This is a genomic window from Wolbachia endosymbiont of Kerria lacca, assembly GCF_051602725.1.
In the GTDB taxonomy this organism is placed as follows: domain Bacteria; phylum Pseudomonadota; class Alphaproteobacteria; order Rickettsiales; family Anaplasmataceae; genus Wolbachia.
Genome location: NZ_CP192272.1, coordinates 339,928 through 361,556 on the forward strand (window position 1 = coordinate 339,928; position 21,629 = coordinate 361,556).

The window sequence follows — 21,629 nt, forward strand, 5'->3', positions numbered from 1 at the left end:
GATGATAAAGGAAGCAAAATTACAAATGTAATTTTGCTTGTTTTCTTTAATACCTTCATCACAACAACTGATTTTGCTGTATTGGATTAGATGGTTGAATATAACCTAAACTACTGTGACACGATTCTTCGTATGACGGTGGTGATGAACACGATTCCTCGTATGAAGGGGTTCTGTCGCATCTATAAATCCTGGTATGTAACATTTGTAGGAAAGTAGAAAAGAAGTGATATGATCATCTAAAAAAAAAGCAAAGATGTTTCGTATTAGTTCAAAATTATTGCCATATTTCAAAGGATTTAGCTTTTCAGCAGAGATAATAATGTTATCTGTATATATGAAATGTAGATTCTCTTTGAGCTATCGAGATTTGGAAGAAATGCTGAGTATAAGGGGAGCAAAAATTGATCATGCTACGTTACAAAGGTGGGTTATCAGATTTGTGCCACTGATAGATGAAGCGGTAAGGAAAAGGAAGAAGCAGCTTGGCAGTAGCTGGAGAATGGACGAGATCTACGTTAAATTAAACGGCAAATGGGTTTATCTATACAGAGCACTATTGGTAATACTGTAGACTTTCTGTTGTGTGCTCGTAGAGACAAGTCTGCGGCACTTGCGTTCTTTCGTAAAGCCTTTAGAGAGAATAACCTTCCTGAGAAAGTAGTAATTGATAAAAGCGGCAGTAATACTGCTGCTCTTGATGATTTGAATACAGAAATTTCTGAAGATTGTAGAATCATGGTTTTTCAAATAAAATATCTAAATAATATTGTCGAACAAGATCATAGATTTATCAAAAAACGAATAAAGCCAATGCTTGGTTTTAAGAGCTTCCACTCCGCAAAGATTACCATTACCGGCATAGAAAATATTCGTATGATTCAAAAAAGACAAATTATCGGGGCTAATGATAATGTTTCTACTTTTGAGAATTTTGCTATGCTAATTGCTCTATAACTCCCATAATCCCAGTTTAACGATCTTCTTGTACCACAATTTATAGATGCGACAGAACCCTTCATCAGTGGTTCATTTTCATTCGCCTCTCTATTTCGTACATGACACGTATTTGTGCCTTTATCCATAACTCTCACTACCTTGACTCTTTATCAAAGCAGCTTATGGTTGTTTAAAGCCTGCTCTTGCAAGCCGACTGTGAGGGACCTTTCCCTCATCTATTGTGCAGCTTAAGCACTTAGTTTGCTCATTTCTGATCTTTCTTTGTGTCTCTACGGCACACCCCATCCTTGGCAAACTAATTTTATTGTCCCAAATTTGGGAGAAAAACCCTGGACTTGAAGTCCATCCTTTTAAGAATATAATTTTAAGGTGAAAAATCTGAAAGAATGTGGAATATTATAGAAAAAGCAGTCACTCTGTATATATATCACATAGTGTGGATAACAAAATATCGATATCCAGTACTAGTTGGAGATATTGGACAGAAAGCTAAAGAAGTTGTACAAGAAGTATGTGCAAATAATCAAGTAGAAATTATCAGAGGTAGAGTTGCGTCAAGTCATGTACACGTATACGTTTCTGTACCCCCATACTTAAGTATTAGTAAGTTAGTGCAGTTAATAAAAGGAAAAAGTTCCAGAAAAATCCAGAAAAACTTTCCAGAGCTAAAAAAGAGATATTGGGTTGTGGGCAGTAGGCTAGTTTGTCAGGACTAGCGGAAATGTAACTGACGAAATGATAAAAAATTATATTGAAAATCACTCTAAAAAAGAAGATAAATTTGGTGACTTTCAAGTCGAAAGTTAGCATTCTATGCTCTCTCTCAATCTTTGGATTTTAATCCATAGTGGTTGAATGAAGAATCTTTAAACCCTTTTGTACCAAATTTTAATGAAGCAAAAAATTCTTCTAATTCTTCAAAAGGACAACTATTTTTCTCTAATTTTACTTTTATAATATTGCTTAACATTGTAACTCCACTAACCGTTTTATACATGTAGCTTAAGACTATTTTAATAATTTATCAAGAAAGTTTAATTATTAATTATAATATTTAATAAAATAAATAGACTCTTTTACATTTCATCTGCAAGAATCTTTTCCTTAGTTTGTAAATAAAGATTTTCTGAATCTAATTGCCGCAGGTTACGTTTAGTAATATAATCTCATATTAAATAAAACTTTACCTAAGTTTATGCCAGACTCTACGTTAGTTTTAACAACTATTCTTATATTCTTCATCTTTACGTTGTCACTTTTTTTTATAAAAAGGATATTTGGATCAACGAACAAGAAGATAATAAAATCCTTCAGAAAAATTGCTCAGCAGATTAATGCGCTAGAGCAAGAAATGCAGAGCTTATCTGATGAGGATCTTGCTAGTAAAACTGCGGAATTAAAACAAGAACTGAAAAATGGAAAAACACTAAATGACCTTCTCGTACCTGCATTTGCGGTTGTACGAGAAGCATCACGAAGATTCCTTAACATGAGGCATTTCGACGTTCAGCTAATTGGTGGCATGGTTCTCCATAATGGCATGATATCAGAAATGAAAACAGGAGAAGGAAAGACACTCGTCGCAACTTTAGCTGCATATCTAAATTCTTTAGAAGGAAAAGGTGTGCACATCGTAACTGTTAACGACTATCTTGCAAAACGAGATACAGAGTGGATGAGTAAATTATATAATTCTCTTGGAGTTTCTGTTGCATTTATTACAAATAATTTGACAGACGACGAGAGAAAAAAGGCTTATAGCGCAGATATCGTATACTCAACAAATAATGAACTTGCCTTTGATTATCTACGAGATAATATGAAATTTTCTCAAGAAGATATGGTTCAGAGAGGCTTCAATTACGCGATAGTAGACGAAGTAGACTCTATACTGATTGATGAAGCGCGTACTCCGCTCATTATTTCTGGCCCACTTGAGGAAAATAATCAGATATATAAGCATATCAATAAAATAGTAATCAAATTAGTTGATTCTGACTATGAAGTCGATGAAAAGAGTAGAGCAGTGTTCCTCACTGAAAATGGTATTTCACGAGTGGAGGAATTACTAAAATCGTATAACATCATTCCTGAAAATTCCTCGCTCTATGATACTAGCAATATTATACTGACTCATTATATAGATCAAGCACTTCGTGCACATAAGCTGTTTACTGCTGATAAAGATTATATAGTGAAAAACGGTAAGGTGGTAATTATTGATGAGTTTACTGGGCGCATGATGGAAGGTAGGAGATATTCTGATGGTCTTCACCAGGCATTGGAGGCAAAGGAGAATCTTGAAATTCAGCATGAAAGTCAAACTTTAGCATCAGTCACATTTCAGAACTACTTTCGTATGTACAACAAACTTTCTGGTATGACAGGAACAGCAGTAACAGAGGCAGAGGAGTTTCATGATATATATAGATTAAATGTAGTAAAAATTCCAACTAATGTGTCTGTTAAAAGAATAGATGTTGACGATGAAATTTATGGCACAGAAAAAGAAAAATTTAGTGCTGTATTGAAGTTCATAGAAGAATGCCACAAACGCCTACAACCAATCCTTGTTGGTACGGTAAGTATTGAAAACTCTGAAAAACTTTCTGCGCTTTTGCAAAGCTATTCTCTTAAGCATTCAGTACTAAATGCTCGTTATCATGAACAAGAAGCGTACATAATAGCGCAAGCTGGAATACCAGGCAGCATTACTATAGCAACAAACATGGCAGGACGTGGAACTGATATTCAGCTTGGTGGAAATGTTGAAATGATTGCAAAAATAGAGCTCGAGAAAATAAAAAATGCTGATGAAAGAGAAAAAAAATATCAAGAAATAGTCGAAAGAGTAAAAAAAGATAAGGAAATTGCTATAAAAGCTGGTGGCTTATGTGTTATCGGAACCGAAAGGCATGAAAGCAGGAGAATAGATGATCAACTGCGTGGCCGTTCTGGTCGTCAGGGTGACCCTGGACTTTCTAAGTTCTTTCTATCACTTGAAGATGATTTAATGAGAATATTTGGCTCTGATAGAATGAGGAATTTTTTACAAAAAGTGGGACTAAAGAACAATGAAGCTATTCATCACCCATGGATTAATAAAGCACTTGAGAAAGCACAGAAGAAAGTTGAAGTTAGAAATTATGATGTGCGGAAGTCTTTGCTAAAGTTTGATGATGTAATTAACAATCAACGTAAGGTTATTTTTAAGCAGAGAAATCATATTTTAAACAATGAAATCAATGATTTAGTTGAAGTATATAGTGAAGTAAATGAGGATATAATAGAAGGTATAGTACAAAGTGGTTATTACGAAGATTATGTTGAAGATATTGCAAAAGAATTCCACATAAGATACGGGATAACGCTTAATCTAGCAGAGTTTTTGAATAAACAAGAAGCCTTGGATTATATAAATGACAAAATACAAGAATTTTTTACTGAGAAAGAAAAATATTTCAATAGTCAACAAACTACAGATTTGTGGAATACGATAGTGAAACAAGTGATGATCATGACACTTGATCATTTATGGAGGGAGCACCTTTCGGTCTTAGAGAGCCTAAGACAAAGCATAAATTTGCGTGCCATGGGGCAAAAAGACCCACTGAATGAATTTAAACGCGAAGCTTTCTTAATGTTTGAGTCGATGCTTGAAAAGTGGAGGGAGCTTACCATTCACCGCCTAGCGCACTTTAAGTTGCTAGACAATCAAGAAATAGGCAATAGGTCACGCTCTACTAAAAATAGCAGACTTCCAAAAGTTTCAAGAAATGACAAGTGCCCTTGTAACTCTGGAAAAAAATACAAACACTGTCACGGTGCAGTTGCCGTAGTGAATTAGTTGTTGCAAGCACATTATAGCTGCTATAGCTAACCGAAGTCAGATCTGCTCGAGCACTCTGAAAGACAAAATCAATAGCCGAATTAATATTGGGCCAAAAGGTTTGTAGAGACTTTCTTATGGCGTGCTTGATCAGAACTTCTCAATCGGATTCAAATCTCACTTTTACCCACAAATAAAAAAGTGAGTAAAATGGATACCAAATAAATTTGGGATTAAAATGAGTGAAGTAAGTACAAATGTGCAATATACTGATGGCTTAGGGGATAAATGGCTGGAAAGAGAGTTAAAACACGTTAATTTAGGAGATACAAGACTTCATAAGAGACTTATTAAAACAGGCTATTGTATAGAGGGTAAGGTGTCTGGATCAATTAATCAAAGCTGTAGTGGATGGAAAGAAGCTAAGGGTGCATACAGATTATTTAGCAATGAAAAGCTTAAGGATAAGGATAATTTATTGTCCCAAATTTGGGAGAAAAACCCTGGACTTGAAGTCCATCCTTTTAAGAATATAATTTTAAGGTGAAAAATCTGAAAGAATGTGGAATATTATAGAAAAAGCAGTCACTCTGTATATATATCACATAGTGTGGATAACAAAATATCGATATCCAGTACTAGTTGGAGATATTGGACAGAAAGCTAAAGAAGTTGTACAAGAAGTATGTGCAAATAATCAAGTAGAAATTATCAGAGGTAGAGTTGCGTCAAGTCATGTACACGTATACGTTTCTGTACCCCCATACTTAAGTATTAGTAAGTTAGTGCAGTTAATAAAAGGAAAAAGTTCCAGAAAAATCCAGCAAAACTTTCCAGAGCTAAAAAAGAGATATTGGGTTGTGGGCAGTAGGCTAGTTTGTCAGGACTAGCGGAAATGTAACTGACGAAATGATAAAAAATTATATTGAAAATCACTCTAAAAAAGAAGATAAATTTGGTGACTTTCAAGTCGAAAGTTAGCATTCTATGCTCTCTCTCAATCTTTGGATTTTAATCCATAGTGGTTGAATGAACTCGAAAGTGAGAAAACAAGTAGTCCTAATTTAAGTGATGTTGAAGTATCATCTAATGATGGTGAAGAGCTAGCAATATGATATACGCCACATCATTTTCTGAAGGTTTAAAACCAGATCCAGAGCTTAAAGTATCAGAGTGGGCGAATGAGTATCGAGTTCTAGCACCAACTGCAGCATCAGAGCCAGGAAAATGGAGAACGGAAAGAACTCCTTATTTAAAAGAAATTATGGATTCACTATCTCCTTCTTCACCAACTGAAAAAATAGTATTCATGAAAGGAGCGCAGATTGGAGGAACAGAAGCTGGTAACAATTGGATAGGCTATATCATAGATCAGACACCAGGTCCAATGCTGGTAGTACAGCCAACAGTTGAAATGGGAAAGCGTTGGTCAAAAGGAAGATTTGCGCCGTTAATAGAGAGTACACCATGTTTAAAAAGTAAAGTAAAAGACCCAAGGTCAAGAGATTCAGGCAATACTGTGCAAAGTAAGGAATTTCCAGGTGGAATAGTAGTAATAACTGGAGCAAACAGCAGTGTAGGCCTCCGATCTATGCCAGTAAAATACCTCTTTCTTGATGAGATAGATGCCTATCCAGGAGATTCGGGAGGGGTTCTGTCGCATCTATAAATTGTGGTACAAGAAGATCGTTAAACTGGGATTATGGGAGTTATAGAGCAATTAGCATAGCAAAATTCTCAAAAGTAGAAACATTATCATTAGCCCCGATAATTTGTCTTTTTTGAATCATACGAATATTTTCTATGCCGGTAATGGTAATCTTTGCGGAGTGGAAGCTCTTAAAACCAAGCATTGGCTTTATTCGTTTTTTGATAAATCTATGATCTTGTTCGACAATATTATTTAGATATTTTATTTGAAAAACCATGATTCTACAATCTTCAGAAATTTCTGTATTCAAATCATCAAGAGCAGCAGTATTACTGCCGCTTTTATCAATTACTACTTTCTCAGGAAGGTTATTCTCTCTAAAGGCTTTACGAAAGAACGCAAGTGCCGCAGACTTGTCTCTACGAGCACACAACAGAAAGTCTACAGTATTACCAATAGTGCTCTGTATAGATAAACCCATTTGCCGTTTAATTTAACGTAGATCTCGTCCATTCTCCAGCTACTGCCAAGCTGCTTCTTCCTTTTCCTTACCGCTTCATCTATCAGTGGCACAAATCTGATAACCCACCTTTGTAACGTAGCATGATCAATTTTTGCTCCCCTTATACTCAGCATTTCTTCCAAATCTCGATAGCTCAAAGAGAATCTACATTTCATATATACAGATAACATTATTATCTCTGCTGAAAAGCTAAATCCTTTGAAATATGGCAATAATTTTGAACTAATACGAAACATCTTTGCTTTTTTTTTAGATGATCATATCACTTCTTTTCTACTTTCCTACAAATGTTACATACCAGGATTTATAGATGCGACAGAACCGGTTTTTTTACTGAAAGATACATTAGCGTTTGCCGTAAGTTTTACCAAAGTTCATGAGTAATTGTACAATATTTTCCTGAAATTTTCAATAAAGTAAACTTATCTGGAAAGTAATTATGCTGATATAAATATTACAATTTTATTAACACATAAATGCTACCGTGGCGTTAGTTTTTTAATTTAGGAGTATATTATGGTTATACCTACACAAAACTCGAATTCATTAACGTTTCAGGCACGTAACCTATCTCATATTTGCCACAAAAACTGTGAAGAGGCGTTCAATGAAACAGACAAACCTCTATGCAAGGCTAGATGTGACGTTTTCTTTCCAGTGCCTGAACCTCGTTCACAAATTAGTGAGAAATTAATAGATATTGCAAACAATCTCCGTTTTGAGAGTGCACAATTATCGTCTATGGCAGATGAAATAGACGCTTACAATTCAATGTCTATTTAATCAAAAAAATGTAAGTCTATTTTTGTACTCTATGACCCTAAATTTTCATCAAAATAAGCTGTCTTATCCTTTTTTTCTTTATACTCTTCTGCTGTATCTAGGGATTGCTTTTTAGCTGTAATGTTTGGCCATTTTTGCGAATATTCTACGTTTATATTGTAAAATGATTTAAAGATTTTTTGTTCATTATTCAGTAAGCCTTCATCTAGCTCTAGAGTATCTTTTATGGAATCATCAGTTACAATTGCATCTACTGGACATTCAGGTATACACACTCCACAATCAATACACTCATCTGGGTTAATCACGAGCATATTTTTACCTTCATAAAAGCAGTCAACTGGACATACTTCCACACAGTCTGTATATTTACATTTTATGCATTTATCTGTAACAAAATGCGTCATAAAACACTGTATATTTACATTATCTTGGGTACACTAAATTGATAAGAAATTCAAGCCTTTTATGAAGATAAATAAATTAAATAACGAAGAATTAGAAATATGGCTAAGCTTGGCTAGAACTGTGGGACCAGTAAAGTTCTTTAGTATACTTAGAGCATGTGGGTCGCTATATGAAGTGCTTAAATATCTTAATAAGTTGACTAACAAGGATTATGGAATTCAAAATGCACGAGAAGAAATTAAGAATGCAGAAAAAATTGGAGCTAAAATAACACCAGCATGTGATCCAGATTACCCTGACATTTTAAGGAATATCTCTGGTTTTCCTCCTGTAATAACTACACTTGGTGATGTATCATTATTAAGTCGTGAGATAATTGCAATAATCGGTGGACGTAATTCTTCAATGAATGGAAGAAATTTTGCCAATAAGTTGGCACTCGATTTAAGCCAAGCTGGTTTCATCATAATTTCTGGGCTTGCAAGAGGGATTGATACTGCAGCAAACAGTGTAATATACAAAAATTACCCCACTATTGCTGTTACAGCAAGCGGAATTGACGTAGTATACCCAAGAGAAAATTTTGATCTATACAAAAAAATTACTGAAAATGGCGGATTAGTAATGACTGAGCTTCCATTTGCTACTAAACCAAAACCTCAGTATTTTCCTCAAAGGAATCGAATTATATCTGGTCTATCGCTGGGTGTTGTAGTGATTGAAGCATCGAAACGTTCTGGCTCTCTAATAACAGCAGATTTTGCTTTAAATCAAGGGAGAGAGGTATTTGCAGTTTCTGGTTTCCCTCTAGATTCACGCTGTAGTGGTAGTAATTATTTAATTAAAAACGGTGCTAAGCTTATCGAATCCGCTGATGACATAATAGAGAGTATTAGGTTTAGTTTACCTCCGCAGCAAAAAAACCTATTTAATGTTGAGCACTATGCTGTTAACCAAAAACAAGAAAAATTGCAACAGGCAAAATATGTTATAGTTGATCATATTAACTCTGTACCTGTTGATATAGATGAACTTATATTAGCAAGCGGACTTTCTGCCAACATAGCTCTAATGGCTCTTTTAGAACTAGAGTTGGAAAACAAAATAGAGCGTTCTCCGGGGAATAAAATATCATTAATTTTCTAGATTGCTTTAGTTATAAGTCCACAACCGTACAAACATTATGGTTTGAGTCCACCAAGAAAGATGTCATTCCAGCGTGTGACGCTGGCTTTCCGTAATCTCACTAAAAACGTTGTATTTTTACATAACTTTTATACTTACTAACTTAATATATAATCAGAATTCCTAGATTCCAGACTCATGCATCAATAGACCTGCTGCAAAAGGTAATGATAAAATGATGGGAGAGAGGTAGAAGAGGAATAAGCAGATAGAGTAAGGTAAAAAAATGAGCTTTAGTTACTACAATATAAAGAAACACCCAAGAAATTTTCGTAATATAACAGACTTAACTGTAGAAGAATTTGAAAAGTTGATAGAAAAAGTGGGGAACGTTCAAAAAAGTGTGTCAAGCCGAAAAGAAAAGTAATAAATTGATATAAAAAATGAAGGTTTGAAATGAGTCAAGCAAATAGAACTACCGGATTAGTAGACTATAAAGAACTAGAATCAAATATTTTATCATCTATAGCTAACCCAAGAAAGGTTTAGCTATATGGCAAAATTGGTTATAATGGTATAATAAGTAATGAGAAAGAAGAAGATGCCAAGTCCATATAGTGAGGATCTGAAAGAACGTGTTTTCAAAGTAGTCGATAAAAAAACAATGACGATAAAAAAATCAGTCAAATATTCAAAGTGAGCATAAAAACAATATATTTGTGGAGGAAAAGGAAAGAAGAAACAGAAACCATCTTCAGGCTATCACAAAGGATATGGCCATAAGATTAAAGATATGGATAGATTTATCAAATTTCTGGATGGATATTAGAATTGAAAAGATAATTGAAGAATTTTGTAATATGTGTAGAAGCACAGTATATAACTACCTTAGCAAAGTAAACTATACATATAAAAAAACTTTTCTTTATCGAGAAAGAGAAACGCAAAGAGTTCATAAAAAAAGTAGAAGAAAGAAAACTTGATATACATAGATGAGTCTGGAATAGAGGACAATGAATTTTATGAATATGGGTAGTCTCAAAGAGTCAAGAGGTTATTTGCCCAGGGTTTAAAAGAAAGAGGGTAAGCATGATTGGAGCACTGAATGAAGGAAAAGTTAAAGCACCATGGATAATTGATGGCTACTGCAACAGCGAGATTTTTGATGCTTATGTAGAAAATGTACTTGTTCCTGTATTTAAACCTGGACAGACTATTGTTCTCGACAATGCGAGCTTTTATAAATCTGCAAGGACGAAAAATTTGATAGAAAAAGGGAATGTTCAAAAAAGGGTTCTGTCGCATCTATAAATCCTGGTATGTAACATTTGTAGGAAAGTAGAAAAGAAGTGATATGATCATCTAAAAAAAAAGCAAAGATGTTTCGTATTAGTTCAAAATTATTGCCATATTTCAAAGGATTTAGCTTTTCAGCAGAGATAATAATGTTATCTGTATATATGAAATGTAGATTCTCTTTGAGCTATCGAGATTTGGAAGAAATGCTGAGTATAAGGGGAGCAAAAATTGATCATGCTACGTTACAAAGGTGGGTTATCAGATTTGTGCCACTGATAGATGAAGCGGTAAGGAAAAGGAAGAAGCAGCTTGGCAGTAGCTGGAGAATGGACGAGATCTACGTTAAATTAAACGGCAAATGGGTTTATCTATACAGAGCACTATTGGTAATACTGTAGACTTTCTGTTGTGTGCTCGTAGAGACAAGTCTGCGGCACTTGCGTTCTTTCGTAAAGCCTTTAGAGAGAATAACCTTCCTGAGAAAGTAGTAATTGATAAAAGCGGCAGTAATACTGCTGCTCTTGATGATTTGAATACAGAAATTTCTGAAGATTGTAGAATCATGGTTTTTCAAATAAAATATCTAAATAATATTGTCGAACAAGATCATAGATTTATCAAAAAACGAATAAAGCCAATGCTTGGTTTTAAGAGCTTCCACTCCGCAAAGATTACCATTACCGGCATAGAAAATATTCGTATGATTCAAAAAAGACAAATTATCGGGGCTATGTGTATTAAACAAGACTTGATCTGACACTTTAAAAAAGTAAGTTATAAAATAATAAAAGAAAGGAGTGTTAGATATGAGTACGATACAAACAAAAATACTAAAACCAAAGTTAGGGTTATTAGAACTAGCAAAGCAATTAGGTAACGTATCACAAGCGTGTAAGGTGATGGGTTATTCGCGTGATACATTTTATCGATTTAAGGAGTTATATGAAAGTGGGGGAGAAGGAGCATTACATGAAATAAGTAAGAAAAAACCCCTATTAGCAAACAGAGTTTCCGAAGATATAGAAAGGGCAATAATTGGCATAGCTACAGAATTTCCAGCATATGGACAACAAAGAGCTGCAAATGAGCTGAGAAAAAGGGGTGTAATAATTTCCGAAGGTGGCGTAAGATCTGTATGGCTAAGAAATGACATTGAAACGTTCAAAAAAAGACTTAAAGCCCTTGAAGCAAAGGTTGCACAAGACGGCATAATTTTAACTGAAGAGCAACTTGCAGCATTGGAAAAAGTTAAAGAGCAAAGAGAAGCTCACGGTGAAATTGAAACAGAACATTCAGGTTATTTAGGGTCTCAAGATACTTATTACGTAGGCAATATCAAGGGCGTTGGGCGCATTTACCAGCAGACTTTTATTGATACATATTCGAGAGTGGCTTTTGCTAAGCTTTATACAGATAAAACTGCTATTACCGCTGCCGACTTGCTGAATGATAGAGTAATACCATTTTTTGATGTACAAAACGTGCCATTATTGCGCATTTTGACTGATAGAGGTACAGAATATTGTGGTAAACCAGAAAATCACGCTTATCAGCTTTATTTGGGAATTGAAAATATTGATCATTCAAGAACTAAAGCCAATTCACCACAAACTAATGGCATATGCGAAAGGTTTCATAAAACTATGCAAGATGAGTGTTACAATATTATCTTTAGAAAGAAAATCTACAGTTCTTTAGAAGATTTGCAGATAGATGTTGATCATTGGTTACGCTCTTACAATGAGACCAGGCCTCACTCAGGTAAATATTGCTATGGTAAAACGCCTATGCAGACTTTTCTTGATAGCAAACACATTGCTTTTCAGAAAAATATTAGTAACGTTAAACAAGAGACTGATATTAGTTTTCAATTCTTCTGTCAGTTAATTCGTTGCTGTCAGATTAAGTTGTGTCTAGTACACTCCTAAAATGCTTTATTTTACCAAAGAAACACTCAATCAGATGGCGCTCTTTATAGACATGTTTGTCATACTCTCTCTGCATTTTTCGGTTTCGTTTTGGTGGAATCACAACTTTGCAACCTTTACTTTTAAGATTGGTAATAAAAGTATTACTGTCATAGCCTTTATCTGCCACTATAGTCGAGTTTGAGATATTTTCTGTTAAAGCTTCAGCTTGTGTAATGTCGTTTCTTTGTCCAGGAGTAAGCATAAATTTCAAAGGATTTCCCAGCGCATCGACAAGTGCATGAATTTTTGTAGAAAAGCCACCTCTACTGCGTCCTAAAGCCTCTTGACCTCCGGAGTTTTTCTTATATCCAGCCGAACAAGCGTGAGCACGAATAATCGTTCCATCTATCATGTGCACTTCTAAATCTGGATCTTGTGTATATTTGTACAGCCTTTTCCAAATTCCCTTTTCACACCACTTTTTAAACCTTCTATGTATGCTCCTGTAATTGCCGTAAATCTCTGCCAAAAGTCTCCACTGACAACCACTGCGAACTATGTACCAAACTGCTTCCACAAATATTCTCAACCTTTTTTCATTTTTGCTGTGTATTCCTTTGATTCCTTTTAAGAATTCAAAAATTTGTTTCCATTTTGTTTCTTGTATGTAATATACCATTGGTAGTTTCTCTGTTATTCACAGTTAAACTACCTCTTTTTCCTCTTCTCTCCTACTTCTTCTCTACTTTTTTCTCGCAGAAAAATTTTGTTCACAGAGCCTAGAGCTTGTAATCCATAAAAATCACTTATTCCACAGCTATCTGCTTCATCTGTCCATTTCAGCCACAATCCTTGTACTTTCTTTCGAAATTCTCCATCTCTTGCTTTTGATTGTGGTTTTATTCCTGTTCCAATAGAGTTACTTACTATCGTATCAATTATATTTGCAGCGTAAGGATTTTTTCTCACCATATCACGTGATCTACTACGTAAAGTTTCAAGGCTTTGAGACAGCAAATTGTTTATACTTCCTAACTCTGGTTGAAAGTGAAAAAATCTTCTTCCTGAGTCTGCTGCATCCCACGCTGAGCCTTTTATCTTTGGCTTACTAAATAGTTGTTTGAACGATTTTAATAGCATTTTGCCTCTTTGATTATGCAGCAGTTTGTTGCGCAATTTGACATTAAAAAATTACAGCAAGCTGCTGGAGAGTCTGGCTGTTAACACTTTATAAATTATGCATGAGGCTCTTGCACAAATACCAACGCTTATTCTGGGCTGCGTTCATAAATGTCCTTCCGATGTCCCATTGCAGTAATAGTTACTGTGTGTTTTAAGTAGTTTATCCTATAAATTACACGATAATCACTTACTCGTATCCTAAAATACCCTTTGAATTCATGCGATAATGCTTTACCTATTGCTTTAGGGTTGGTTGCAAGACGACTATCTACAGCTCTTCTCACTCTAGATCTTATCGTTTGTGGTAATGCAAGAAAGTCCTCCTCAAGAACTCTTTTTGAATAGATAATATCGTATCCCAGCTTGTATCTCCACCTTTAGACTGTTTTTGCAGATAATATTCTATTCCAATCTACATCCTCACTTCTAATTTCTTCATCACCTCTAGCATCACGCTCAAGAGAAAGCTTAGCCAACTTTATATCTACTTCATCTATTTCATCATCTTCTTCAGATAATTTGCTTGCTTCAATTTCTTCTTCCACTAGGTCCTTTACAACTTCTCCTATAGTTCTATTTTGAACTTTTGCCATTTCTATAAGGTAGTGAGCAAATTCCCCCTCAAAATTTACATTAACATTAAGCCTTTCTTGACTTTGATCCATATTTTAACTAGAAAATACCAATTTTAAACTATAACATTTTTACACAATTTTGTCAATCCCCTTACTTGTCGCAATCACAATTCTTCTCTTCGGTCTCACACCTGCAACTTTCAGTTCAGCTTTAATACGTTGTCTTAAGCTTAGCAGGTCATTTATCTGAACTTCAGCATATCTCACAACATGGTCACCATATGCAATTGATACTACTCGCTCTCCGTTTTGCAGCTTCTTTATCGCTTCTTCGACTTGACTTAAATATTCTTGATTGTACATTTTACTTCTCATTCAACCTGTACTAGACACAACTTAATCTGACAGCAACGAATTAACTGACAGAAGAATTGAAAACTAATATCAGTCTCTTGTTTAACGTTACTAATATTTTTCTGAAAAGCAATGTGTTTGCTATCAAGAAAAGTCTGCATAGGCGTTTTACCATAGCAATATTTACCTGAGTGAGGCCTGGTCTCATTGTAAGAGCGTAACCAATGATCAACATCTATCTGCAAATCTTCTAAAGAACTGTAGATTTTCTTTCTAAAGATAATATTGTAACACTCATCTTGCATAGTTTTATGAAACCTTTCGCATATGCCATTAGTTTGTGGTGAATTGGCTTTAGTTCTTGAATGATCAATATTTTCAATTCCCAAATAAAGCTGATAAGCGTGATTTTCTGGTTTACCACAATATTCTGTACCTCTATCAGTCAAAATGCGCAATAATGGCACGTTTTGTACATCAAAAAATGGTATTACTCTATCATTCAGCAAGTCGGCAGCGGTAATAGCAGTTTTATCTGTATAAAGCTTAGCAAAAGCCACTCTCGAATATGTATCAATAAAAGTCTGCTGGTAAATGCGCCCAACGCCCTTGATATTGCCTACGTAATAAGTATCTTGAGACCCTAAATAACCTGAATGTTCTGTTTCAATTTCACCGTGAGCTTCTCTTTGCTCTTTAACTTTTTCCAATGCTGCAAGTTGCTCTTCAGTTAAAATTATGCCGTCTTGTGCAACCTTTGCTTCAAGGGCTTTAAGTCTTTTTTTGAACGTTTCAATGTCATTTCTTAGCCATACAGATCTTACGCCACCTTCGGAAATTATTACACCCCTTTTTCTCAGCTCATTTGCAGCTCTTTGTTGTCCATATGCTGGAAATTCTGTAGCTATGCCAATTATTGCCCTTTCTATATCTTCGGAAACTCTGTTTGCTAATAGGGGTTTTTTCTTACTTATTTCATGTAATGCTCCTTCTCCCCCACTTTCATATAACTCCTTAAATCGATAAAATGTATCACGCGAATAACCCATCACCTTACACGCTTGTGATACGTTACCTAATTGCTTTGCTAGTTCTAATAACCCTAACTTTGGTTTTAGTATTTTTGTTTGTATCGTACTCATATCTAACACTCCTTTCTTTTATTATTTTATAACTTACTTTTTTAAAGTGTCAGATCAAGTCTTGTTTAATACACTTTAAATAAGGGAAAAATCGTTGCACCTATGACGTTTGAAGGCTATTGTGATACAGAGGTTTTTAATGGCTGGTTCGAGCAATTTCTGGCACCAACTTTATAGCCTGGACAAACAGTGATTTTAGATAATGCAACTTTTCATAAGTCTAAAAAGATTGTCGAATTTGCCAAAAGGGTTGGTGCAGACATTCTGTATCTGCCTCCATATTCTCCAGATTTCAATAAAATTTAGCATCATTGGTTTGCTATAAAAAACAGAGCCAGGAAAAACATTCCTCTTTTTAAATCTTTTCGTCAAGCTGTCGATTCTGCTTTTCTTCATTTGTTTCCACTATTATGAGAACAGCTATAATTTATGCCTTTCAGGTTAAGTATAAACTATTACATCTCCCTAATTGGGCTTTAACTATGTCTCAACTTGACATCTTCTTTCCCAGTAGATTGAAAATTGAGTTAAACTAAAAATGCGGCTTGACACACTTTTTTGAACGTTTCCGATTAAGTCTAAACTATTACAGATAAATTAATCTTTTCTTCATCATTTATTTTAACAGTTACAAGCTTATTTTTACCATCACAAAAAGCACCTCCCGGCTCTAAATTAAAACGCATCTTCATCCCCCTTATTTTTATATCTACAATGTACAGCAACTATCATAATCCCCGACCATAAGCTCTTGCATTTACTCTGAGTAATTGATTTTTATTCACCCCCTCTAGAAAGCTAGATGGATTTTCCATTGTACACTCTGACTGTTTAATAGTCTTACCTGACTCTTTAAAAACACTACTATTTCTTTCGAAATATCCATTTTCTATAGCTGTCAAAACACTTTTTCCCCCTAACAGACAACTCTGCCCTAAACTTGATTTATTCTCTAACTTGTTAAATCTTACTTCATCGACAAGCCTCACCTCTATTTTATTACTATCTTTCTCATTAGGACATAGATGAATACTGATCTCTCCTACTTCAGTGGTAAAAGACATTTCAATGATATCTCCTGAGATGTCTGTATAATTTCTCCTTCCTTCTATGTTTTCAACTCTAATTATACTTTTTCCAACTTGAACTATACCAATATTTAGATTGAAATCTTTAGCTTTTTGATTATTGAATATCTTTGCAACTTCAATAGTACTATTTTGTGGGTAATCTATACAAAAATATCCATTATCTATTTCTAGTTCAAAGTCATGTTTATCAATTTGCTCACTTTTACTTATAATACTTTCAAGTGCTAACTCCTTCAGCTTTGAAAGGTTTGCTTTTCGCTGACCTAAGGTATCTTTATCTGAACAAATTACGTTTACTACATCTCCATGCTCTTCATCGCTAAATCTGTTTAAAGATGCACCTTCTGATATTATCTGAAATATTTTTTTCTTGTGTAAAAACTCATAAATTCGAATAGTGTCAGCAGATAAATATAGCTTTGGGAATGTGTCAGCTATACGATCTATCAAGGACATATCAGATTTATATGGAAAAGTGAACATTATTCCTTGTTTCAGTGCTTCGTTTATAACTTTATCAAGTTCTTTTTCGCACTCCTCATAATCTTCTTCGCTACCAGAGTAACCTAAAATGTCCAGATAATCATGGATCTTATTTATTTTTTGCCAAATACTTTCATACTTTTCTTCTTCTCTTGTATTCAGTTTTACTTTCGCTAAAGAAAAAGAATCTTTTTGACGAATTAAAACAAAAGTATCTTTTTCTTTATGAATTATGGCTTCATCATAGAATAGTTGACTGTAACGCCTACCAAAACTTTCATCATAATCAGGGCAAGGGCTAACATTGTCACTTTCACTATCCGTTTCGTTCCATACTTCAATTGGGAAATCATTATTTTCAAGGTTTTCATCTTCACTTGTTCGACAATTTTCTGTTTTTCCATATAGCCAGGTTGATTTCTGGTCATCGCTACTTTCATCGTCAGCTTCATTCCATACTCCAATCTCGAAATCATTATTTTCAAGGTTTTCATCTTCACTTGTTCGACAATTTTCTGTTTTTCCATATAGCCAGGTTGATTTCTGGTCATTATTATCAATAATATGTTTAATTTTCACTTCAGGTACAAACTGAAGCTTTGCTATTTCTTCTCTTACGTTTTCTTTGTTTATTTCATCTGCAAGAGACACTTCATTACTAATATAGAAATTTTTCTGTTTTAAACTTTCGTTTTCCTTCTGCAGTCCATTGAATTCTGCAAATAGTTCTTTATACTCTGATAAATAAATACACAATTGATCTCTTATATCATTAAGTTCCTTCTTTTTTTCTAGTATCTGATTTTCATAATTACCTTTCAAATCCTCTATACTGTTTATCACCACTGTACTTTCTTTTCTTACTCTGTTTAACTCAGCTTCAGTCAAATCCAGTTTTTGCTGTAACTCTTCATTTATTTTGTCTGTTAACTGAATTTCATTCTTTGCCTCTTTTAATTGGTTATTTAAGTTCTTAATTACATCACTTTTGTTCTGAGTTTCTAATAATAATATTTCTACTTTCTGTTTTAGCTGTTCGATGTCTTGATCATTTTCAGTTAAACTTCTCGTCCTTTTTTGTAATTTAACTTCAAGCTTTTTAATTTTCCCTTCTAGGGTTTGCATTTCTCTGGTAAGTTCACTTACTTCTTCGTAATACTCTTCTACTCTTTTCTTATAGTGTTTTTGTAACTCTACATTTTTTTTAAGATCAAAATTTTCCTGTTGTAGATTTTCTATTTTGCTTTCTAGACTGTCTATTACTTGATTTTCTTTACTGCTAATCTCAAATACCTCTTCAGGAAAATGTGCAAATTCACAAGATGAAATGCCTTCAAGGCCGTTACTACCAAATAAATTATATTGTACTACCTGCTTTGAACTAAACATACCTATACCCCCTACTAAAATAAACAAGTAATATATTGTATGCGCTATATATCATAAATACAATCGGTTTGAATATAATCTATTTACTAATTCGTATTGTGAATTTTTATAGAATAGATTTAGGTGTAAAATATTATGATACCATTAAAGTAGATGGATAAAGCACAGTCTTTTTTGAGAGGATAAATTTTATGAACAGACCATACTAATTAGTGTTATAAGGAATTGAATTATTTACTTTCTCCAAAAAACATAAAAAGATCGTATATTTGTGAGAACAATTTAAGCAAAAGCTGCGTTATGAAAATAGAAGCTTGAAATTTTTGCAACAAAGCCAAGTAAATTGGTTCGCATGTAAATATGGCTGAAGTAGGCTAATATAGCTGCTTTTACTATATAATAAATTGATATAAAGAAAAGTTCGCACGGATCATTTGGTAGTCCAACGCATCCCAAAACAAACTCTTCTCGTGCGACCCGAAAGTCGTGAAATTGTGATGGTTAAATTCCATCCGCCCTAACATCGGGTTGAAAGCATAATCCACACTTTAGGAAAGTGGCAACTTCTTAGGGTGCAAGCATGGATTAAAAAGGGGTAATATTAAACTTTGTAATAAATCCCCCTAAGAAAGTTAGATATGGTTACGAAAGGAACTTATGTCAGAATTGTCGTTATTTGTGATATGCGAAATAAAGTTGATACGCATAAACCAAAAGGTACGGAGAGATGAATAATTGGAATGAGAACGTCCAATTAAGATGTTTTCAATCTCCCGGCAAATAGTAAGAACCTAAGTCTAACGTGAAACGATTTCATGGAACGGAGTAACCACATGGAAGCTCTTATTATTCTTTGTTTAAAAAGGATAACTAAGAAGGTGACCAACTGAATGCTTCTATGTGGAGGGATTGTTTAAGAAGCTAATGCCCAAAGCAATATTTGGGATATGCAGACGTAAACACTGTAGTTTGGAAGGTAAAGTTGTGAATAGTAGTAAATATGTTATGAGCCAACAAGATGTTAGGTATGAATGGAATGAAATTCCTTGGCGCAAGCTTGAGAAATCTTCATTTAAGCTACAAAAACGAATTTACCGAGCTTCACAATGTAATGATATCAGAAAGATGCATAATCTTCAGAGATTATTACTCAAGTCAACAAGTGCAAAAATGCTCGCAGTTAGGAGGATAACTCAGGACAACAGAGGGAAAAAGACAGCAGGTATTGATGGAAAGTCTAATCTTAATAAAAAGGAAAGATTGCTGTTAGCAAATTCTTTAAATATAAGAGAGAAGGCAAAGCCATCAAGACGGATGTGGATTCCAAAATCTGGTAGGTCATCGGAGCATCGCCCGTTGGGTATTCCTACTATATCTTGTAGAGCAAGACAAACACTTGTAAAATGGCACTAGAACCGGAATGGGAGGCAAAGTTTGAGCCTAACACTTATGGTTTTAGACCTGGTAGGTCGTGTCATGATGCAATAGCAGCTATATTTATCGCACTCGGTCAGAAAGCAGCATTTATACTAGATGCTGATATTTCCGGATGCTTTGATAATATTAAACATTCTGCACTGCTTAAAAAACTTAATACCACACCAACTCTAAAGAGAATTATAAAAGGATGGTTGAAAGCAGGCATTATCGAAGATAGAAAGTTTAGTCCCACCAAACGTGGCACAATTCAAGGTGGAACAATTTCTCCATTACTTGCATGTGTAGCACTATATGGACTAGAACAGAATATCAAAGAAGAACTTAAGGAAGAACTTTTCCAATATGCGAAAAAGAAATATGGTAGGGCATCTCGCAAGCAGGCGCAAAATTCAGTTAGTGTAATTACTTACGCCGATGATTTTGTGGTTTTACACGAGAGCGAGGAACTTGTGATGAAGGCAAAGGTTCTAATTGAAAAATGGCTAAAACCCGTTGGATTAGAATTAAAGTTATCGAAGACAAGAATTGTACATACACTGAAATCCCTAAATGGGAAAAAGCCAGGATTTGATTTTCTTGGATTTTCAATAAGGCATTATCAAACACGTCAAAATAAGAGTGGTTACAAGTTATTGATTAAACCAAGTCGTAAATCTATAAGTCAACACTTGTTATCTATTAAACATAAGCTTAAAGAGTTGCGGGCAGCACCACAAGAAGCTGTAATAAAAGAGCTTAATCCAATAATAAGGGGTTGGAGCCAATATTACACCTCAGTAGTCTCAAGTAAAGTCTTTAACTTATTAGACTACTCTATGCATAACAAACTTTGGAAATGGGCTGTCTATAGACACCATGACAAAAGAAGGTGTTGGGTTAAAAGAAAATACTTTAAAAAGTATGGTAACGACAATTGGAGGTATATGGTAAGTAACAAGCTATATCTTATTAGACATAGGGATCATGCTATTAAACGACATATCAAAGTAAATGGAAATAGATCTCCGTATGATGGAGATTGGCCATACTGGGGAAGTCGTTTAAGTAAACTACCAGGAAAATCGTCACGAGTAATAAAATTACTGAAGTTACAGCAAGGTAAATGTAATTATTGTTATCTTTGGTTTAGGTTTGATGATTTAGCACATGTACATCATCAAGATCGCAATAGACGCAATAACAATATGAAAAATCTATCCTTGCTTCATAAGCACTGCCACGATCAATTACATGGAAGTATGCATGAAAAGCACCAAATTAGAGAGAAGCCGGATGATGGGAAACTATCAAGTTCGGTTTTGAAGTCGAGTGGGGAGAGGTGACTTTCTCCACTTAGATAACACTGTCCTTAGTTTTAAGTGCTGGAAGTGGTCATATCATTTAAGTTTTTAGTGATGCGTAAGATTAAGAGGGTATTAATTTATTTGAAAATAGAGAAAGGAGTAGTTAGTACACTGCAGTAAAAAAATAGAAGTGTTTCTGCAA

At 34.5% G+C, this 21,629-nt stretch carries 18 protein-coding genes and 9 pseudogenes; 17 read left to right on the forward strand and 10 right to left on the reverse strand.

Annotation, left to right across the window (positions count from 1 at the left end):
• Nucleotides 1–256: 256 nt before the first annotated feature.
• Both ACQ4M0_RS01555 and tnpA (ACQ4M0_RS01560) read left to right on the forward strand, forming a co-directional pair.
• A pseudogene (locus tag ACQ4M0_RS01555) lies at nt 257–957 on the forward strand (IS6 family transposase).
• A gap of 391 nt (nt 958–1,348) precedes the next feature.
• Nucleotides 1,349–1,767 (forward strand): annotated as a pseudogene (gene tnpA, locus ACQ4M0_RS01560) (IS200/IS605 family transposase).
• A 16-nt stretch (nt 1,768–1,783) separates the two neighbouring features.
• Here tnpA (ACQ4M0_RS01560) and ACQ4M0_RS01565 read toward each other — a convergent pair.
• The gene (locus ACQ4M0_RS01565) at nt 1,784–1,930 is read right to left on the reverse strand and encodes a hypothetical protein (protein ID WP_007302910.1); all 147 of its coding nucleotides are present in this window, start codon (nt 1,928–1,930) and stop codon (nt 1,784–1,786) included.
• Between the two features lie 225 nt (nt 1,931–2,155).
• Here ACQ4M0_RS01565 and secA point away from each other — a divergent pair, with 225 nt between their 5' ends.
• The 4 genes and pseudogenes from secA to ACQ4M0_RS01585 all read left to right on the forward strand — a co-directional run.
• Nucleotides 2,156–4,807: a preprotein translocase subunit SecA gene (gene secA, locus ACQ4M0_RS01570; protein ID WP_012481813.1), complete on the forward strand. Its 2,652-nt coding sequence runs from the start codon at nt 2,156–2,158 to the stop codon at nt 4,805–4,807.
• Between the two features lie 220 nt (nt 4,808–5,027).
• Entirely contained in the window at nt 5,028–5,336 is a 309-nt protein-coding gene (locus tag ACQ4M0_RS01575; RefSeq protein ID WP_213863742.1) for an IS4/Tn5 family transposase DNA-binding protein, read from the forward strand.
• Nucleotides 5,337–5,351: 15 nt separating this feature from the next.
• A pseudogene (gene tnpA / locus ACQ4M0_RS01580) lies at nt 5,352–5,770 on the forward strand (IS200/IS605 family transposase).
• Between the two features lie 130 nt (nt 5,771–5,900).
• Nucleotides 5,901–6,440: pseudogene (locus ACQ4M0_RS01585) on the forward strand (phage terminase large subunit family protein); the annotation flags it as partial.
• Between the two features lie 58 nt (nt 6,441–6,498).
• Here the strand turns inward: ACQ4M0_RS01585 and ACQ4M0_RS01590 are convergent.
• Nucleotides 6,499–7,199, reverse strand: a pseudogene (locus ACQ4M0_RS01590) (IS6 family transposase).
• A 280-nt stretch (nt 7,200–7,479) separates the two neighbouring features.
• Between ACQ4M0_RS01590 and ACQ4M0_RS01595 the strand changes: the two are divergent.
• Nucleotides 7,480–7,746: a hypothetical protein gene (locus ACQ4M0_RS01595; protein ID WP_007302779.1), complete on the forward strand. Its 267-nt coding sequence runs from the start codon at nt 7,480–7,482 to the stop codon at nt 7,744–7,746.
• Between the two features lie 29 nt (nt 7,747–7,775).
• Here the strand turns inward: ACQ4M0_RS01595 and ACQ4M0_RS01600 are convergent, their stop codons facing one another.
• On the reverse strand, nt 7,776–8,153 hold the full coding sequence (locus ACQ4M0_RS01600) for a ferredoxin family protein (protein ID WP_438456518.1): 378 nt from the start codon (nt 8,151–8,153) through the stop codon (nt 7,776–7,778).
• Nucleotides 8,154–8,214: 61 nt separating this feature from the next.
• Here ACQ4M0_RS01600 and dprA point away from each other — a divergent pair, with 61 nt between their 5' ends.
• From dprA to ACQ4M0_RS01630, 6 genes and pseudogenes are all read left to right on the forward strand, one after another.
• Nucleotides 8,215–9,300: a DNA-processing protein DprA gene (gene dprA, locus ACQ4M0_RS01605; RefSeq protein ID WP_007302781.1), complete on the forward strand. Its 1,086-nt coding sequence runs from the start codon at nt 8,215–8,217 to the stop codon at nt 9,298–9,300.
• Nucleotides 9,301–9,565: 265 nt separating this feature from the next.
• Entirely contained in the window at nt 9,566–9,706 is a 141-nt protein-coding gene (locus ACQ4M0_RS01610; protein ID WP_341815321.1) for a hypothetical protein, read from the forward strand.
• 346 nt (nt 9,707–10,052) lie between these two features.
• Complete coding sequence (locus tag ACQ4M0_RS01615; protein ID WP_438456520.1) at nt 10,053–10,262, forward strand: hypothetical protein; 210 nt, start codon at nt 10,053–10,055, stop codon at nt 10,260–10,262.
• Nucleotides 10,263–10,368: 106 nt separating this feature from the next.
• Nucleotides 10,369–10,590, forward strand: a complete 222-nt coding sequence (locus ACQ4M0_RS01620) for a transposase (protein WP_341815322.1) — start codon at nt 10,369–10,371, stop codon at nt 10,588–10,590.
• Between the two features lie 68 nt (nt 10,591–10,658).
• A pseudogene (locus tag ACQ4M0_RS01625) lies at nt 10,659–11,335 on the forward strand (IS6 family transposase).
• A gap of 49 nt (nt 11,336–11,384) precedes the next feature.
• A complete protein-coding gene (locus ACQ4M0_RS01630; protein WP_438456521.1) occupies nt 11,385–12,506 on the forward strand; it encodes an IS481 family transposase in 1,122 nt (373 codons plus the stop codon).
• On the opposite strand, the gene ACQ4M0_RS01635 is transcribed toward ACQ4M0_RS01630, so the two are convergent.
• From ACQ4M0_RS01635 to ACQ4M0_RS01660, 6 genes and pseudogenes are all read right to left on the reverse strand, one after another.
• Entirely contained in the window at nt 12,481–13,167 is a 687-nt protein-coding gene (locus ACQ4M0_RS01635) for an IS5 family transposase (RefSeq protein WP_438456522.1), read from the reverse strand. The two genes, ACQ4M0_RS01630 and ACQ4M0_RS01635, sit on opposite strands and share 26 nt — an antisense overlap.
• Nucleotides 13,168–13,268: 101 nt before the next feature.
• A pseudogene (locus tag ACQ4M0_RS01640) lies at nt 13,269–13,628 on the reverse strand (phage portal protein); the annotation flags it as partial.
• A 128-nt stretch (nt 13,629–13,756) separates the two neighbouring features.
• Nucleotides 13,757–13,954: a type II toxin-antitoxin system RelE family toxin gene (locus tag ACQ4M0_RS01645; RefSeq protein ID WP_019078751.1), complete on the reverse strand. Its 198-nt coding sequence runs from the start codon at nt 13,952–13,954 to the stop codon at nt 13,757–13,759.
• A 93-nt stretch (nt 13,955–14,047) separates the two neighbouring features.
• Nucleotides 14,048–14,335 carry a hypothetical protein gene (locus tag ACQ4M0_RS01650; RefSeq protein WP_007302904.1) on the reverse strand — a complete coding sequence of 96 codons (288 nt, stop codon included), beginning with the start codon at nt 14,333–14,335 and terminating at the stop codon, nt 14,048–14,050.
• Nucleotides 14,336–14,374: 39 nt separating this feature from the next.
• Nucleotides 14,375–14,608 carry a gpW family head-tail joining protein gene (locus tag ACQ4M0_RS01655; RefSeq protein ID WP_213863749.1) on the reverse strand — a complete coding sequence of 78 codons (234 nt, stop codon included), beginning with the start codon at nt 14,606–14,608 and terminating at the stop codon, nt 14,375–14,377.
• Nucleotides 14,609–14,616: 8 nt separating this feature from the next.
• Complete coding sequence (locus ACQ4M0_RS01660) at nt 14,617–15,741, reverse strand: IS481 family transposase (RefSeq protein WP_438456523.1); 1,125 nt, start codon at nt 15,739–15,741, stop codon at nt 14,617–14,619.
• Between the two features lie 75 nt (nt 15,742–15,816).
• Here ACQ4M0_RS01660 and ACQ4M0_RS01665 point away from each other — a divergent pair.
• Both ACQ4M0_RS01665 and ACQ4M0_RS01670 read left to right on the forward strand, forming a co-directional pair.
• Nucleotides 15,817–16,155: pseudogene (locus ACQ4M0_RS01665) on the forward strand (transposase); the annotation flags it as partial.
• A pseudogene (locus ACQ4M0_RS01670) lies at nt 16,134–16,277 on the forward strand (IS256 family transposase); the annotation flags it as partial. The pseudogenes ACQ4M0_RS01665 and ACQ4M0_RS01670, both read left to right, overlap by 22 nt.
• A gap of 192 nt (nt 16,278–16,469) precedes the next feature.
• Here ACQ4M0_RS01670 and ACQ4M0_RS01675 read toward each other — a convergent pair.
• On the reverse strand, nt 16,470–18,704 hold the full coding sequence (locus tag ACQ4M0_RS01675; RefSeq protein WP_438456524.1) for a coiled-coil domain-containing protein: 2,235 nt from the start codon (nt 18,702–18,704) through the stop codon (nt 16,470–16,472).
• Nucleotides 18,705–19,688: 984 nt separating this feature from the next.
• On the opposite strand from ACQ4M0_RS01675, the gene ACQ4M0_RS01680 reads away from it, so the two are divergent.
• Both ACQ4M0_RS01680 and ACQ4M0_RS01685 read left to right on the forward strand, forming a co-directional pair.
• Nucleotides 19,689–20,117: a reverse transcriptase N-terminal domain-containing protein gene (locus tag ACQ4M0_RS01680; protein WP_438456525.1), complete on the forward strand. Its 429-nt coding sequence runs from the start codon at nt 19,689–19,691 to the stop codon at nt 20,115–20,117.
• Entirely contained in the window at nt 20,108–21,466 is a 1,359-nt protein-coding gene (locus ACQ4M0_RS01685; RefSeq protein ID WP_438456526.1) for a reverse transcriptase domain-containing protein, read from the forward strand. Before ACQ4M0_RS01680 ends, ACQ4M0_RS01685 begins: the two co-directional genes overlap by 10 nt.
• Nucleotides 21,467–21,629: the final 163 nt, after the last annotated feature.

Coding starts and splice junctions, on each gene's coding strand:
- ACQ4M0_RS01565 (WP_007302910.1), bottom strand. CDS start 1,930: ATGTTAAGCAATATTATAAAAGTAAAATTAGAGAAAAATAGTTGTCCT.
- secA (WP_012481813.1), top strand. CDS start 2,156: ATGCCAGACTCTACGTTAGTTTTAACAACTATTCTTATATTCTTCATC.
- ACQ4M0_RS01575 (WP_213863742.1), top strand. CDS start 5,028: ATGAGTGAAGTAAGTACAAATGTGCAATATACTGATGGCTTAGGGGAT.
- ACQ4M0_RS01595 (WP_007302779.1), top strand. CDS start 7,480: ATGGTTATACCTACACAAAACTCGAATTCATTAACGTTTCAGGCACGT.
- ACQ4M0_RS01600 (WP_438456518.1), bottom strand. CDS start 8,153: ATGACGCATTTTGTTACAGATAAATGCATAAAATGTAAATATACAGAC.
- dprA (WP_007302781.1), top strand. CDS start 8,215: ATGAAGATAAATAAATTAAATAACGAAGAATTAGAAATATGGCTAAGC.
- ACQ4M0_RS01610 (WP_341815321.1), top strand. CDS start 9,566: ATGAGCTTTAGTTACTACAATATAAAGAAACACCCAAGAAATTTTCGT.
- ACQ4M0_RS01615 (WP_438456520.1), top strand. CDS start 10,053: ATGGCCATAAGATTAAAGATATGGATAGATTTATCAAATTTCTGGATG.
- ACQ4M0_RS01620 (WP_341815322.1), top strand. CDS start 10,369: ATGATTGGAGCACTGAATGAAGGAAAAGTTAAAGCACCATGGATAATT.
- ACQ4M0_RS01630 (WP_438456521.1), top strand. CDS start 11,385: ATGAGTACGATACAAACAAAAATACTAAAACCAAAGTTAGGGTTATTA.
- ACQ4M0_RS01635 (WP_438456522.1), bottom strand. CDS start 13,167: ATGGTATATTACATACAAGAAACAAAATGGAAACAAATTTTTGAATTC.
- ACQ4M0_RS01650 (WP_007302904.1), bottom strand. CDS start 14,335: ATGGATCAAAGTCAAGAAAGGCTTAATGTTAATGTAAATTTTGAGGGG.
- ACQ4M0_RS01655 (WP_213863749.1), bottom strand. CDS start 14,608: ATGTACAATCAAGAATATTTAAGTCAAGTCGAAGAAGCGATAAAGAAG.
- ACQ4M0_RS01660 (WP_438456523.1), bottom strand. CDS start 15,741: ATGAGTACGATACAAACAAAAATACTAAAACCAAAGTTAGGGTTATTA.
- ACQ4M0_RS01675 (WP_438456524.1), bottom strand. CDS start 18,704: ATGTTTAGTTCAAAGCAGGTAGTACAATATAATTTATTTGGTAGTAAC.
- ACQ4M0_RS01685 (WP_438456526.1), top strand. CDS start 20,108: ATGGCACTAGAACCGGAATGGGAGGCAAAGTTTGAGCCTAACACTTAT.